General features: G+C 65.4%; 15 protein-coding genes and 1 pseudogene. 8 read left to right on the top strand and 8 right to left on the bottom strand.

Going from position 1 to position 13,523, the window contains the following annotated elements; all coding sequences use genetic code 11:
• The first annotated feature begins 1,138 nt into the window (after window positions 1-1,138).
• The 3 genes from IA22_RS0132490 (at window position 1,139) to IA22_RS0132480 (ending at window position 2,944) form a co-directional block, all read left to right on the top strand.
• Window positions 1,139-1,759: a hypothetical protein gene (locus IA22_RS0132490; protein ID WP_030125721.1), complete on the top strand. Its 621-nt coding sequence runs from the start codon at window positions 1,139-1,141 to the stop codon at window positions 1,757-1,759.
• A 124-nt stretch (window positions 1,760-1,883) separates the two neighbouring features.
• Window positions 1,884-2,234, top strand: coding sequence for a helix-turn-helix domain-containing protein (locus tag IA22_RS0132485; RefSeq protein WP_245229646.1), 351 nt, complete (start codon window positions 1,884-1,886; stop codon window positions 2,232-2,234).
• 311 nt (window positions 2,235-2,545) lie between these two features.
• Window positions 2,546-2,944: a hypothetical protein gene (locus IA22_RS0132480; protein WP_245229645.1), complete on the top strand. Its 399-nt coding sequence runs from the start codon at window positions 2,546-2,548 to the stop codon at window positions 2,942-2,944.
• A 9-nt stretch (window positions 2,945-2,953) separates the two neighbouring features.
• Here IA22_RS0132480 and IA22_RS0132475 read toward each other — a convergent pair whose 3' ends face one another.
• The 3 genes from IA22_RS0132475 to IA22_RS35740 form a co-directional block, all read right to left on the bottom strand.
• Window positions 2,954-3,868 (bottom strand): IS5 family transposase, encoded by a 915-nt coding sequence (locus IA22_RS0132475; RefSeq protein WP_245229647.1) that lies wholly within the window; start codon window positions 3,866-3,868, stop codon window positions 2,954-2,956.
• A 296-nt stretch (window positions 3,869-4,164) separates the two neighbouring features.
• Entirely contained in the window at window positions 4,165-4,971 is an 807-nt protein-coding gene (locus tag IA22_RS36935) for a hypothetical protein (protein ID WP_157840966.1), read from the bottom strand.
• 191 nt (window positions 4,972-5,162) lie between these two features.
• Window positions 5,163-6,005 (bottom strand): DUF4231 domain-containing protein, encoded by an 843-nt coding sequence (locus IA22_RS35740; RefSeq protein ID WP_157840965.1) that lies wholly within the window; start codon window positions 6,003-6,005, stop codon window positions 5,163-5,165.
• A 426-nt stretch (window positions 6,006-6,431) separates the two neighbouring features.
• On the opposite strand from IA22_RS35740, the gene IA22_RS0132470 reads away from it, so the two are divergent.
• Window positions 6,432-7,004, top strand: coding sequence for a hypothetical protein (locus IA22_RS0132470; protein ID WP_245229644.1), 573 nt, complete (start codon window positions 6,432-6,434; stop codon window positions 7,002-7,004).
• A gap of 56 nt (window positions 7,005-7,060) precedes the next feature.
• On the opposite strand, the pseudogene IA22_RS37860 reads toward IA22_RS0132470, so the two are convergent.
• Window positions 7,061-7,360, bottom strand: a pseudogene (locus tag IA22_RS37860) (glycosyltransferase family 2 protein); the annotation flags it as partial.
• A gap of 61 nt (window positions 7,361-7,421) precedes the next feature.
• Here IA22_RS37860 and IA22_RS0132460 point away from each other — a divergent pair.
• Window positions 7,422-8,189, top strand: coding sequence for a dihydrofolate reductase family protein (locus tag IA22_RS0132460; RefSeq protein ID WP_030125717.1), 768 nt, complete (start codon window positions 7,422-7,424; stop codon window positions 8,187-8,189).
• Here the strand turns inward: IA22_RS0132460 and IA22_RS0132455 are convergent.
• Genes IA22_RS0132455 through IA22_RS0132440 form a run of 4 tightly spaced genes read right to left on the bottom strand, consistent with a single transcriptional unit; the run spans window position 8,153 to window position 10,811 of the window.
• On the bottom strand, window positions 8,153-8,452 hold the full coding sequence (locus IA22_RS0132455; protein ID WP_030125716.1) for a hypothetical protein: 300 nt from the start codon (window positions 8,450-8,452) through the stop codon (window positions 8,153-8,155). The genes IA22_RS0132460 and IA22_RS0132455 overlap by 37 nt on opposite strands.
• A gap of 30 nt (window positions 8,453-8,482) precedes the next feature.
• A complete protein-coding gene (locus IA22_RS0132450; protein ID WP_030125715.1) occupies window positions 8,483-9,238 on the bottom strand; it encodes a glycosyltransferase family A protein in 756 nt (251 codons plus the stop codon).
• A complete protein-coding gene (locus IA22_RS0132445) occupies window positions 9,235-9,996 on the bottom strand; it encodes a glycosyltransferase (RefSeq protein WP_038273273.1) in 762 nt (253 codons plus the stop codon). The genes IA22_RS0132450 and IA22_RS0132445 overlap by 4 nt, the downstream gene beginning before the upstream one ends.
• Window positions 9,996-10,811: a GntR family transcriptional regulator gene (locus IA22_RS0132440; RefSeq protein WP_030125713.1), complete on the bottom strand. Its 816-nt coding sequence runs from the start codon at window positions 10,809-10,811 to the stop codon at window positions 9,996-9,998. The genes IA22_RS0132445 and IA22_RS0132440 overlap by 1 nt, the downstream gene beginning before the upstream one ends.
• Before the next feature lie 647 nt (window positions 10,812-11,458).
• On the opposite strand from IA22_RS0132440, the gene IA22_RS37360 reads away from it, so the two are divergent.
• The 3 genes from IA22_RS37360 (at window position 11,459) to IA22_RS0132425 (ending at window position 13,447) form a co-directional block, all read left to right on the top strand.
• A complete protein-coding gene (locus IA22_RS37360) occupies window positions 11,459-11,983 on the top strand; it encodes a hypothetical protein (protein WP_051694879.1) in 525 nt (174 codons plus the stop codon).
• A gap of 182 nt (window positions 11,984-12,165) precedes the next feature.
• Window positions 12,166-12,909, top strand: coding sequence for a hypothetical protein (locus IA22_RS0132430; protein ID WP_030125711.1), 744 nt, complete (start codon window positions 12,166-12,168; stop codon window positions 12,907-12,909).
• Window positions 12,910-12,922: 13 nt separating this feature from the next.
• On the top strand, window positions 12,923-13,447 hold the full coding sequence (locus IA22_RS0132425) for a hypothetical protein (protein WP_030125710.1): 525 nt from the start codon (window positions 12,923-12,925) through the stop codon (window positions 13,445-13,447).
• The last annotated feature ends 76 nt before the right edge of the window (window positions 13,448-13,523 follow it).

The following is a 13,523-nucleotide window of genomic DNA, read 5'->3' as shown; positions in this document are numbered from 1 at the left end:
CTCCTCCGGAGGAACGACGCACGACCCTACGGGTCGCAAAGACGATAAAGCCCTACGGGCTTTAAACCATTCCTCCGGAATGGTTTATGAATTCCTCCGGAATTCATGCGGCCGGTTTGCTTGTGGCTGGTGCAGGGTGGCGAGTGCCGCCCGCCCCTGCTGGTGTGCCGTCACCTGATTTTCGGTCAGGCTCCAGTAAAGCGAACTGTCGTCCGCCGTACTGGAGTGCTCGCCGGGTGCGGCTCCCGTGATGGACTGTCACAGACGAAAGTGGCAGTAACAGAGACGGAAGGCGATGAGGGCTCGACCAGGCGGTCAGGCGCCTGCATCATTTCGACGCTGGGGTAGAGACTGGGATTCTTATCTACTCCCGTGCATCACGACGGGACCAGGGTAGAGACTGTGGTTCTGGGGCACCCCCGGCGGTGTCCCAGGTCAGGTTCAGAACAAGAACGCGCAGAAATTAATTTCCTGCTTCACTGAGGCATTCTTTCCAGAAAACTTGAACCCTGTTCCCTCCACTCACTTGAAGATAGATGGATTGGTGAAGCGCAAACACGAACCACAGAACGGCACCTGAGATATCCGTAGGCTTGAATTCAAACGTGCGGAGGTATCCCAGCCGCACGGCCCTCAAGGGCCGTGCGGCGGCACATCCCACCGGACATGGTCGTGTTTCCTCGCTTTTGATCGTCATGGTCTGCACCACCCGAGACTCAGTGCCGCTCCTGCTGTCCATGACGCGCACCTCTGGCACTGTGCCGCACGCGAAGCGAGTTCAGCCACGGAGGCCGGCCCGCGGGTCTCAATGGCGACACGCCCGCTGCTGTCCGCTGCTTGCTTCGTATGAGGCGGGGCCTGGTGGTCGAGGCCCGGGTGGTGATTGAGCTCTAGTGAGACATAAGAGCGTTCCGCGTCGAAACCGGCTCTGACCTGCGGTGATGTGATTCCGTTTGTTCTAGGTTTCCAGAACAAACGCCTCCTGAGTGTTCTGGAGATCCAGAACAAACGGCCCTCAAAACTGACGAGCCATCAGGTAGCTGTGAGCCACGGTTTGTTCTGCCCTTCCAGAACAAGCCGGTTTACCTAGTGCTACCGTGCAGGCTGACGCGTTGATCATCTCTGGAGGACTGTGCTGATGGAACGGCTGCCGATCGTCCGCCCCGGCGAGCGCGTGGTTGCGCGGTCGGACGGCAAGGGCGGCCTGATCCTGGGCGTGGAGAAGATCAGGGGCCGCGAGTTCGCCGTGAGCGCGGAGTGCAGCGGTTACGTGTTGGACGCCCGGCTGCTCATGGACGTCCTCGGGAGCCTCAAGATGCCCGGCTCCTGGTTCCAGGTCTGGTGCAAGCTCGTGGCGCTACAGAACGCCAATCGTGCCGACGACCAGACCCGGGCCGCCGCCCGTGGCTTTGTGAAGACCAACCAACGCGACCTCCAGGCCCGGTGCAACCTGTCCGCAGCATCGGTGAACGAGGCCAGCCAGTTCTTCGCGCACATCGGTTGGATGCGGACCGCCAAGCGCGGCATCCTCCAACTGAACCCGTGGCTCACGGTGGCTGGCACCTCCGGTGAGCAGGAGAAGTGGCAGGCGCTCTGGAACAGCGCGGAGGGCCCGGCCTGCCTCATCCCGCACGCCGACTACCCCACCGAGTGGCGCCATGCGCGCGAGGCGGAGAAGAAGGCCGCCGAGTCGGCCCGCCGCAAGGAGAAGGTCGTCACGCTCCGGCAGAGGCGGCCTGTCAGCAAGGCAAGTGCATGACCTCGTGCGGCATATCCTCGGTATACGTCGACCTGATCGGAAGTGGTGAGGCTCCGTGAGCAGCTCGTACGTCCCCAGCCCTCCCACAGAGGCTCCCGTCACGATTCCCCGTGCCGTCTTGCGGATGCTGGCCTTGGTCGACGTCTCCACCGCCGGCCGCCGCGTCCTGGACGAACTGCTGTACCTCAGTGACCCAGAGACCGGCACCGCCGCGATCAGCCAGAACGAGATGGCGCGCGAGCTGGGGGCCAGCAAGCCGACCGTGAACCGCGGCTTCAAGGAACTCCGCGAGTGCGGACTGGCCTGGAGCCTGGAAGACGGGCTCTACCAGCTCCATCCGCTGCTGACCGGCGGCAAGGTCTCCTCCCCCGTCATGGAGGTCCCGGAGATCCGAGCCGCCGAGCCCGAGCGGTTCACCGAGCAGCGACGGGCCAGGTTCGCCGCCCAGATGGCCAACCTGGCCGCCACCGGCTGAACCGCCCCACCAAAGGGCCCGAGGCGCCGCACCAGGAGTGCGGCGCCTTCTTCATGCCCTTCGCCGCGCCGGTAGCACCAGGTGAACCGGTTTGTTCTGGAGCAGCAGAACAACGAGCCACCACGTGAGTAGCGTTATCACCATGTGAACGCGCTTGTTCTGCCCTCCCAAAACAAGCGCGTTCACATGGGCTGATGCACCAGCACGCATGCGCCCAGGACGCGCATGTCCCCGTAGGGCCACAAGCCGCCCTGAGACCGCGTTTGAGATCTTCCTGGAACGTCGGTGGGGAGGTGTTCTAGCCTCTGGTGGTGAGCGATGCACGAGTCCCCTTCGTCGGTGACTTCAGAGAGCTTGAGCAGGGCAGCCCAGATGGGCCGTCGCTGCGGTCCGCCGTCAAGGCCGAGGCGTCCGTTAGCGCTCGTGAGCTGGTCAAGTACTTGCGGAGCGGTGCCCTGTTGGCTGCGACAACCACGCTCGTGCGTGACGTTCTCGCAACCGACAACCCTGTGATCGGCGGGCTGCACCTGCTGACGGACGGGCATTGGCTTTGGTACTCGGACCTGGCGCACTACGTCGAGCACTACCACGCGGCGCTCGACCCGCAGTTCATCGCGCATGCGCAGGCCAACGGCTGGACTGTTCCGCAGCTCGATGACGCGGATCTGCTCGCGCTGGAGGCGGTCCTTCTCGGTGACGATACGAACTGAGCCGATCACCTACCAGCCAGTGGCGTGTCCCGCTGCCGAGACCCGGGTGAGCGGCCGGGGACCTGGCCGTGTAGCGGGACCAGTGCGTGTGAGCCGCCGCACCATGATGCCGATCATTGCCCAACGGATCATGGTTTCCGAGCGAGCCGGGCTGGCTTCGTAATCGCGCGCAAGACGACGGTGGGCGGTGAGCCACGAGAAGGTGCGCTCCACCGCCCACCTCTTCGGCTGGACCTGGAATCCCCGCTGGTCGGGGTCCTTTCGGACGATCTCCAACTCGCGGCCGAGGATCTGTGTGACCCAGTCGACCAGGCGGCCAGCGAAGCCCTGGTCCGCCCAGATCTTCTTGACACCCGGGTGGTCGAGGCGGGTCCACAGCAGCGGTCGGCGGGCGCCGTCACGGTCCTGGACACCGGCCGCGACGACGTGGACGGCCAAGAGCAGGCCGAGGGTGTCGGTGACGATGAACCGCTTGCGGCCCTTCACCTTCTTGCCTGCGTCGAAGCCCCTGCTGGCAACGGGGACGGTGTCGGCGGTGCGGACGGACTGCGAGTCGATCAGGCCCGCGCTCGGCTCGGCATTGCGGCCGTCGGCTTCACGGACCTTGCCGCGCAGGGCGTCGTGAATGCGCTCAACGGTGCCGTCGTCGTGCCACCACGTGAAGTACCAGTACACCGTCGGCCACGGAGCGAAGTCCTTCGGCAACTGCCGCCAAGCACACCCGGTCCGCACCACGTAGAAGATCGCGTCCACGATCCGCCGCCGCGGATGCTTCTCCCGCCGACCACCCTTGGGGCCCACCCGCGCCGGTGGGAGTAACGGCTCCACCAGCGCCCACTGTTCATCCGTCAGGTCCGACGGATACCCACCCCCAACACCGCTCACGGTGAGCTCAACGAACGCCTCAGCAACGGGACACGGCAGATCTCAAACACGGTCTGAGTGCCCCTGGGACCCTTGGGGGGTAGGGGGGCCGGCTCAGCAGAGGCTTAGGAGGGCGCTGCGGCCCCTTCTAGGGCCTCCGCTGCCTCGGCCGCAGCAAACTGCCTCCGCTACGCTCGTCCGCCACTCCTGCTCCAACCTGTCCCGATCCTGCTGCTCCGGACCAGCCCAGCTTGCCGCCTGCCTGGCCAAAGGTTGGCCACGCACCCCTGCCCGCACCCCGAGCGCTCAACCTTGCACACGATGACTGAATACTCTGGCCACGTCCTCAGGTCGGGTTAGGCAGTAGCGGCATCGCTGCCGTTGTTCCCAGGCTGCGTAAGATTTTCCACCGCATGACGCAGAGCTTCATCGGCTTCTCCCGGAGACCATTGAACGAAATGTATATTCTTTCCGGACTCCTGCAGGTCGCGCAGCAACTGCATCGCACCCGCGCTCAAGGGGGAGTTACTTACAAGCAGTAGCGCACCCCGCGAAGCTCCGTAATAACCGGCAACGTGTGCAATCACAGACGCAGGAGTAGGAATTCCCCGCTTGTTGTATCTCGCCTCGATGAGGACTTGATGTTCAGTCTCGGGAGCAATGGCTATGTCTGCCCGCCGCCCACTACCGATCCGATGTTCACGCGTCATGAGGCCCTGTGGAACCAGTGCGGAGATCGAGTGTGCTAGCGCATCCTCGTAGACCCTTTCGGTGAGCGCACTTAGGGTCGGGTCAGGTTGCCTCTGCGAGTCAGCTGACTCCAAGTCGCGAAGCACGCGGGGCGCCTGCTCAGGTGATGCTTGGATCGCCTCCCTAACGGCCTGTTCTCGTCGCCTTTTAGCAAACCGCAAGTTGGCGTCGCCGAACCCCAGGCTATGCAATGGAGTTCCACCAAAAAGCATCAATAGAAAGATCGCACCCGCAAGCACCAACGCCACCGTGCCGGCCTGATTATCAGAGATGAATACTCCAACCGCACCTGCACCGGTGAGGAGCAGGCCAACAAGACCAGCACCTATTCGCGCAGAACGGGTTAGCGGTTCAGCCTCACCATCGCCCACTGGCTCCGGCACACCCTCCGTGTCAACTTCTCGTTCTTCCACACTGGCCACGCTAGACGACCAGCTAGGTCCACGGCAGCCCTTTGGTTAAAATTTCTCGACAACAAAGAGCGCACGGGCCAGCCCGTAAGAACGGTAGAGGGAGCGCCGGCCGCTACGCCTCCCGATGCTAGTTCTGCCCTCGCGTATATGCGGCCTCTGCGCAGAACTCTGCGGCCACGCCAGCCAAGCAATTAAATTACTTGTTGCTGCCCCTGCTGCGGCTGGTCGAGCTGCTGTTCTCGCATACGCTGGTCTGCACGCATATCCTCTACCGTTGTAGCAAAGAGTTCGAGATTCCGCGCATCTTCAGGTGCGTTATAAGGGGAAATTCCCAACTCAAAAGCGGTAGCGTGCTGTTCGATATTGTCAGCCGTCTGTTGCAGATTAAACGCCCTCTCGCGAGGCTTAAAGTACCCCGCAGCCGCCGTGATCACAGTGACAGTGAAACCAAGGCCGATAAGAACCCCCTTGGCGGGCTGGGGAGGGTCAAACCAAGCAGTTACGGCGGAGATCGCGGCCGAACTGATAAAGAGCAACCATTGCATTAGGAGATGCAGGCGACGATAGTGTCGAGATTCTGCGCGCAACCGAATTATTTCCGGCGGAAGTCTTTCTTTGTAGGATGCCTGCCGGTCAGCCGGTGGCGGGGTGCGACGCCTGGCCTCAAGAATATGGCGTTCCTCTGCAAGAGAAAGCTCAAGCTTAAGCTCTCTGACCGAAGTTCCTGCGTCCTCCCAAACCTCCTCGATAAACTCGACATAGAATTGCACGCCTGTCGCAGCCGCCAAGGCTAGCGCGGAAAAGACAAATACATTGAGAACAGCATTCGGCATGCCTGAGTGAAGCCAGAGCGCAACCTTTGTGCCCGCCCCCGCAAGTAGTGTCGCAACTAACAAAATGGGGGTTGCGAGAATGCCGAAAACTTGCAGGCGGCGAACCTTGATTCGCTGCTTCAAGTCTGCGATATCGCGACGATATTGAATTAGAGCGTCTGTTGTCGTACCGCCGCCAAGCTCACCCAATAACCCAGCCACCTAAGACCTCCGCAATTCATCGCGCCCCCGACTTGCTTCTGATCTTACGTACGCCCTGGGTGGCGAGGGGCGGTTTTAGTGCAATCCCTCTCGCAGAACCAGAGCCTTCCACATGGATCCACCTACCATCTCTCTCAAGGTTCAAATCAAAGCGAAATGTTACTTTGCATTCGAATTAGCCGCAAAAGAGACTAAAAGTAGCAATATTAAAAATTCCACCACTCGCGGCTTTCATGCCTACCGTCTGCCGAACGACTACGACGCCGCCAGCTATCCAAGGGTCATGCGAATGCGAACCGCGGTCCAGCCCCACTGCGCTGAGAGGGACCGGTCGAAGGCGAGACCGAGTTCGTGTTCTCGCGGACCGATGCCGCGAGCCTCGGCTGATGCCTCACCCTATGATCGCCGTTTGAACACGACGCGTGAATGGGGGAGTTCATGGATCTCGTTGGGCAGTTGGTCACCATCGCCGCTGTGCTCGTCGGCGCGCTCACCACTCACATGACTAATCATCTGATGGAGCGGCATCGCACGAGGTACGCCATGCTGACCAGGTGGGATGAGCGAAAGCTTGAAGCCTACGCCGGGTACATAGACCGCGTGCGTAGGTGCATCTACTCCGCCGTGCTCCTGTACGAGGTGCGCAACGGCATGAGGACGTTCGACCGGGCCGAGTCGGATCTGACGCTTGAGCTGGCAGAAGCGGAGGGGAGCCGTATGCGCGCGTTCGAGCGGGTGATGCTGCTCGCTGAGAACCAGGTCATCGAAGCCGCTCATGGTGTGAATAGAGCAGCCGCCGCGATCGACTGGCAGGCGCGGGGTGCCACGGAAGGCACACTGGAGGACTGGCGCGAGCTACACCGATCTGTCTTCAGAGCCATCAACATCTTCCATGAAGCCGCACGTGATGACCTCGGAGTCAACGGCAGCTTCCACAGCAACGAGCACTCGTCACGGGACCTCATTCTTCCGCGAGCGACCAGCGAGAATGATTCCTGAAGCGGCACGGGCCGCGCCTCCGTCGTGAGGCGCGGCCCTTCGTCGTTCCCGACCCCCTACTGACCGTTGAAGCACCATCCGCTGAGCCCTGCGAGAACAGACGCTTGAGATTCGACAACGGCCATCCTGGCTGTCCTCTCCACCTCGTCGACGTGCGCGGCCTGGCTGGTGACCTGCTCTGGCCACTTGCGGTAGAGCAGTCCGGTCTCAGCTGTGAACCATCCCGCGTTCAGCGCCAGGAGCAGCCCCGTGTCTTCAGATACGAGTAGGGCCATCCACCCGCCGCGGGCCAGCAGAAGATCCGTCCGCATGATGAGCGTGGCCGGATGCACCTCGGCTCGATAGTCGTGCTCACGTCAGTGCTTTAGGGGCGCGCCAGGAGGAAAGCGTAGCCTTTGACGCTGGCAGACTGCTGTCATGCTGAGCCTGCTCCCATCTCTCGACTGTGCCCCTTCCGACTCGGCCGCGCTGGACCGGTGGCTGGCGGCTGTCTACGCGCCGCCCGAGGGGCGCTGGGTGCGCGCTTGCATGATCGCGTCCCTGGATGGCGCCGCCACCGTGGACGGGCGTTCTGGCGGATTGTCGAGTGCCGCTGACCGAGCCGTACTCGCAACCCTGCGAGGTCTGGCCGACGTTGTCCTGGTGGGCGCGGAGACCGCGCGGCGAGAGGAATACCGGGCAGCCGATCCCCACCCCGTCTTGGCAGCTGACCGTGTCGCCACGGGGCGCCGCGCAGCCGCCGTGATCGCGGTCGTCAGTCAGCGCCTCGACCTGGACCCCGCGCTCTTTCACGGTGAGCCTGGCTCCGTACTCGTCATCACGTCGGAGTCCTCGCCCGCGCCTGAACGCCGACGCTTGGAGCGGGAGGGAGTGGTGGTGCTTACGGCGGGTGCGGATCGAGTTGAGGTAGCCCGGGCTTTGGAGCTTTTGGCGGACCGCGGCCTCACCTCCGTGCTCACAGAGGGAGGGCCCCGGCTCCTGGCGCAGCTGCACGCGGCCGGCGCCCTCGAGGAATTGTGCCTGACCGTTGCGCCGAACTTCGTCGGTGGGAACGCTCCGCGCATCCTGCAAGGGGCAGTCCAGTCCGGGCAGCTGCGCCTGGAGGGCCTGCTTGAGGAAGATGGCTACCTGTTCACCCGCTACCGCGTTCACTCCGGCGGCTCCGACCTGACGATGCCGGACTGAGCGTCGCTTTCCCGCTGGACCCGCTCGATCACCTCACGGGCCTCCCGGATCCGCGCTTCGAGGCGGTCCAGCACCCAGACCTCTGCTGCGCGCCCCAGTGCCGTGTTCGTGCCCAGCTCTCCGATTTCCCCTGGGGGGAGCCACCGGCCGTCGCGGCTGCGGCGCGTGACGATGTCGCCGGCCTCGCGAACCACGGCGTTCATCACGGTCTGAATCTCCACCCGAACCTCGGGCGAGGTACGGGGGTTGGGACTGTCAGGCATAGAGGCTCTTCTCCTTGAACGGATGGGTGCTTAGAGCGGCACGGGGCCCGTCACCAGAGCGTGCAAGGCACGGGCGTGTTCTCCAATTACTGCCATGCGAGCCTCCCACTCCGGCCCGTGCGAATGCCGTGCGTCGGCGGTGATCTGGCCCGCGTGCTGGCGGTAGTGAAGGCCGGGCTCGGAGATGAACCATCCATCGGCGAGTGCATCCAGGCCGAGGAGCAGCCCCGTGTCCCCCGATGCAGGCAGAGCCATCCAGCCTCCCAGCGCCATCACCAGGGTGCGCCGCGCGCACATGGTGGCGGGGTGGACCTGCGGACGCCGGTGCGTGGTCCAGTGCGCGAGCACACTGCCGCGCTCAATGGGCCCGTCGGCTGGGTCGCCATCGAACGCGAGCAGTTCGCCGTCAGGCATGAGGTCAAGGACCGCCGATGTCGTCCACCCGATGTGGGGATGCTGCCCCATCACTGTGATGTCCCGGGCCAGGGCGCCGACTGACAGGCAATCGTCCGCGTCGAGCGTCTTGATCAGAGATCCCATGGACCTGCCGAGGGCCACGGTCCGGGCGACATGCGGGCCGCCCCGCCTCGACTGCGCGATGCGAATTCGCGGGTCGGGCGGGATGTGATCAGCGGCGTGGACGTCGTCGCCGTCCTCCTGGACCAGCCATTCCCACTCCCACCCCGTAGGAAGATCCTGGCAGATCAGGGAGCGGTGGGTGTCGGCAAGATGGGCCACGCCATCCCGATGGACGGGTGTGATCAGGGAGACGAGGTGTCGAGTCACTGGAGGGCATCCTTTTCGGTCGAGTAGCGCCAGCCCGACATCGCCAGAGCATCCAGACGGGTCAGGATCGAGCGGCGCATCGCGGCGAACTCCGCCTCGCGGTGGTAGTCCGGCTGAGCGGTGGTCTGGTCGGCGTGCTTGCGGTAGATGCCGCCCGGCTCCGCGATCATGCGGCCCGAGGAGACAGCGGAGCACGCCAGCACCAGCGCCAGAGCCTCCAACGCGGGCAGTGCGGGCCAGCCACCGAGTGCCCGCACCAGGGGCGTGCGGGCAGTCAGGTGCGTGCTGACGACCGGGAACTGATCCCGCTCGTATTGCTCACGCAGCCAGGCGCCTTCTAGCCGGCCGGGGGGCGGATCGTAGGGGCCCGCAGCGAAACTGCCGTCCGGCAGCAGGTCCAGGCAGGCGGAGATGCACCACCCGGATTCCGGATTCGCGATCAGGGTCTGAATGTCGCGAGCCAGAGCACCACTGGTCAGTAGGTCGTCGGCGTCCAGGGCGCGAACGATCTGCCCTTGTGCGCGAGCCAGCCCCAACGTCCGTGCGACGCCCGCCCCGCCGCGACCGCCGGTCGCGTACCGGACCCGGTCGTCGGAGGGCAGCGCTGCGGCAGGACGACCGCTACGGCCGTCCTCCTGGACGACCCACTCCCAGGCCCACCCCGGTGGCAGAGTCTGCGCAGCGATCGACTCGTAGGCGTCGGGCAGATACGCATGGCCTCCTTCGAATACGGCGGTAATGACGCTGATCACTGGCATTACCAACGCTCCAGCGTCGTCGTGTAGATCAGCTCGGAGCGGTCGGCGGGCAGTGGGATGTCGGCGACCTCCACGGCCTCGCCCGTCAGAGCGAAGCTGATCTTGCGAATCCGCAGCAGCGGAACGCCAGCAGGGATGTCGAGCAACTGTTGCTCGTCCTGAGTCGGCATGTCCGCCAGGATGCGGTCCTCGATGCGGTCCAGCTCCACCCCCACGGTGCTGAGCTGATGCATGGTGCCGCCGGGCCAGGGCTCACGGGACGCATCGAGGAGATCGGGGTTCGCTCTCACCAGCTCGTGAGGCAGGTAGCTGGTTGAGCAACTGGCGCCGGCCCCCGCAGTGTGTCGCCGGGTGTAGGTCCGACACAGCAGCCGCGCGTCACCGTGGACATTCAGGATCGCGCGGACGTCGTCCGGGCCGTCGATGATCTCGTAGCGGTAGACGTCCTCATGCAGCTCACGCACGGCGAGACCGCTGTCAGCCTCAGCCACGCCGTACTGCCGACGCTCCTCCTCCGAGCGCAGCGCCTCCGCCTTCTCGCGGTGATAGCGCAGGTTGTGTCGCCGTACCTGCTGAGGGCGAACCCGCACCCATGTGCGGCCTCCGGCTGTCCCGGAGAGGATGCCCGCCGCCTTCAGTTTCGCGACGGCTTTGGATGCGGTGTTCTTGTTCACCCCGTACGTGGCGACGAGGTCTGCGGTAGTTGGCAAGCGGTCGCCGGGAGCGAGGTCCCCGGCGTCGATCAGCGCGCTCAGTGCCTCCGCGAGGCGGTTGGCGTCGTAGGCGGCTGAGCCCGCCGGGGGCGTGGGTGTCATGGCGAAAACCTTCCCAGATCAGAGCCCTGGAAGCAAGACCTTCCTAGGACGCTTGAATAAGCTTCCTAGGAAGGTCTTGACGCATGCGCACGACTGTGTCACTCTCAGTTCGCGGCAAGACCTTCCTAGGAAGGTTCACCATAGCCCGGACGGTTCCCGTGAAACGGACCGAAAGGCAGCGCATGAGGGCGAGAACCTGGCCCACCTTGAGAACTGAACAGCGCGCTTCATCCGGGAGCTACGACTAACCGACACCTCCAAGCAGTCAGCGGGCGGTGTGTCAGGTGAGTCCTCTGGCAGATGGCCCGGCCCCGTCCGTGGGGACATACGGAACGCCAGCCCGCAGGCGCCATGCGGGTCGTCAGCCCGCAGACGTGATGCGGGCCAGGCAACAGCGACAAGCTGACCCTGCCGCGCAGACAGCACCCGAAGCACTTTTTCCCATGCCGCCCTCACGGGCGGCATGGGATCCGAACGCGCGGTGAGACAAGGGCAATATCGCGGACCCCGTAGGCGCAATGACCGGTTCGAGTCCGGTCCGGGGTACTGCCTGCCGCTCACGCGGCAGGCCGAACACGACGAACCCCCAGGCGGGCATGCCTGGGGGCTCGTCTTCGCAGCCACCCTCTCTAGAAGGGCAACAGCGCATGAACAGCATCGCATCGACGCTCGACGCGCCCCGCGCCGGGCTCGCCGACGACATGACCGAGGACGACAACCGCCGCGGATTCGAGCGCGACGAGACCGACAACGCGTTCCGCCAGCTCGTGCACCACCTGGTCGTCGACGGCGACGACCGCGCCCAGTCCGCCGGCCGCCAGGCACGCCGCACCCTCGCCGAGATGTACCCCGGTTACGGCCGGCAGCCGGTCCTCCTCCTCGCGCCCGCCGTGACCTTCCGGTCAGCGAACGACGCGTGCGGGCTGTGCGGCTACTGGAAGTGCCGCTGCGGCGGCGTCGCCCCGGCCCCGGTACCGGTGGAGAGCAGCGGCCAGCTCCAGTGCGACATGTGCTCGCAGTGGTTCGGTTTCACCGGCTGGACCTGCCCGGCCTGCCAGGCGCTCCAGGGCGCGGCGGCGCTGCCGATGCGGCCGACGCCGCATGAGCGGGACGGCCGGACCGAGCCGTCCCCGGCACCCGCCCGGCCGCACGCCGTACGGCACCGGCCCTGACCCGGCACATACCGACCGCCCGCGCCGCGCAGCACCTCGCGGCGCGGGCGGTCACCGTGTGCGGCCTGGCCCACCCTCTCGCTCTCGCGCTCCTGGCAGCCGCCGCAACGGCGGCTGCCAGGGCGTGGGACGCGGGCCACCAGGTCACCGACATTCACCCCGTACCAGACCGGAGAAACCCGATGCTTCCCGAGCACTACACGATCACCCCGGACGAGATGACCGAGATTCTCGAACGCCTCCGGCCGCACCTCCCGCCGTACCTGACGAAGATCGACCGTGGTGAGTTCGGTGGACTCAGTTTCGAGTTCGCGCCGTTCACGGGCAGGGAGGCGGAGCCGGTCCGGCCCTCCACCCACCACGACGACCGACTCCACTACGTGGCTGAGGCCGACGACGAGGCCGAACACCTCCTCCGCGAGAAGGCCTCGCGGCTCCTGGACCGCCTCTTCGAGCGGGCGCAGGATGAGTGGCGGGACGCGGCCTACGTCGCCGACCTGAGGCGCATCGTCCAGGACGCCCCCGCCCGCTGGGCGGCCTACCGCCGAGAGGCCGAGGCGCTGGACACGGCCTACGCCTACCTGCGCACGCCAAAGGCCGCCGCTGAGTGGCCGTCAGCGGTCAGCCGCCTCGTAGACGCCCAGAGCCGCGCGGGCGCAGCCGCCGCCGCGTTCGACGAGCGGGGCCAGCAGATTGCCGACGCGCACGACCGGCACGTCTACGCCGACTTGGGCCGCCAGGCCGCCCTGACGGCCGCCGGATTCCCGGAGGCCGCGGACTGGCACATCGCCGACGCCTCCAGCTACGGCCGCAGGCAGTACATGGACTGGGACACACACCCCCCGCTCACCGAGCAGATCCGCCGCCAGGTCGAGCAGCAGGACACCCACCTCGCCAAGGTCCGGCGCCTGTCCGGCACCAACTAGGACGGAGAGATACATGTACCGGATCATCCGAGCTGCGACGGTTCAGGCTCAGCAGGCCGACCTTGCAGCCGCTCAGATCGAGATGGCGACCATGCGAGGCGAGCTGGAGGCCCTGCGCGCCACTGCCGATCGCGCGGTCGCTACTGCGATCCGAGCTGAGGACACGTCTGAGGCCGCGTGGCGCCAGCTGGCCGCCGCCGCCTCCGATGCCGGCCGTGCCGACGGCGAACTGTCCTTCCTGCGCGCCCAGCACTTACTCGACACCGAGGACCGAGCCGTGCTCCGGATGCTGCTGCGTATCACCCGCAAGCAGACCCGCGTGACGGACCGCGTGTACGTCCTCTTCCAGCACGGGGCGCTGCACAGCATCCACAGCACCACGGAATCCGCCGAAAGCGCGGCCGAGGCCGAGGGCGCCCCCCGGGACGGATGGACCTCGAACAAGCCCGGCGCGCCCCTTCCTCCCGCCTCCGAGGTGACGTGGCGCATCCAGCCGCTCCCCGTGGGCGGCGCACCGTCCGGCACGTCCCCGAACTGACCTGCCCGACGGAGGAAGCCGCCATGCGTTTTGTCTATCTGCTCGGCATGTTCAGCCCGTTCATCGTCCTCACCGC

It is taken from the genome of Kitasatospora papulosa, assembly GCF_000717245.1.
GTDB lineage: Bacteria > Actinomycetota > Actinomycetes > Streptomycetales > Streptomycetaceae > Streptomyces > Streptomyces papulosus.
This window is presented reverse-complemented; position numbering and strand designations above follow the sequence as displayed.

What these genes read in the sequence shown, in the direction of transcription:
- IA22_RS0132470 (WP_245229644.1), top strand. Translation starts at nt 6,432, where the DNA reads ATGGGGGAGTTCATGGATCTCGTTGGGCAGTTGGTCACCATCGCCGCT.
- IA22_RS0132425 (WP_030125710.1), top strand. Translation starts at nt 12,923, where the DNA reads ATGTACCGGATCATCCGAGCTGCGACGGTTCAGGCTCAGCAGGCCGAC.
- IA22_RS0132455 (WP_030125716.1), bottom strand. Translation starts at nt 8,452, where the DNA reads ATGCCTGACAGTCCCAACCCCCGTACCTCGCCCGAGGTTCGGGTGGAG.
- IA22_RS37360 (WP_051694879.1), top strand. Translation starts at nt 11,459, where the DNA reads ATGAACAGCATCGCATCGACGCTCGACGCGCCCCGCGCCGGGCTCGCC.
- IA22_RS0132490 (WP_030125721.1), top strand. Translation starts at nt 1,139, where the DNA reads ATGGAACGGCTGCCGATCGTCCGCCCCGGCGAGCGCGTGGTTGCGCGG.
- IA22_RS0132460 (WP_030125717.1), top strand. Translation starts at nt 7,422, where the DNA reads ATGCTGAGCCTGCTCCCATCTCTCGACTGTGCCCCTTCCGACTCGGCC.
- IA22_RS0132440 (WP_030125713.1), bottom strand. Translation starts at nt 10,811, where the DNA reads ATGACACCCACGCCCCCGGCGGGCTCAGCCGCCTACGACGCCAACCGC.
- IA22_RS0132485 (WP_245229646.1), top strand. Translation starts at nt 1,884, where the DNA reads ATGCTGGCCTTGGTCGACGTCTCCACCGCCGGCCGCCGCGTCCTGGAC.
- IA22_RS0132430 (WP_030125711.1), top strand. Translation starts at nt 12,166, where the DNA reads ATGCTTCCCGAGCACTACACGATCACCCCGGACGAGATGACCGAGATT.
- IA22_RS0132445 (WP_038273273.1), bottom strand. Translation starts at nt 9,996, where the DNA reads ATGCCAGTGATCAGCGTCATTACCGCCGTATTCGAAGGAGGCCATGCG.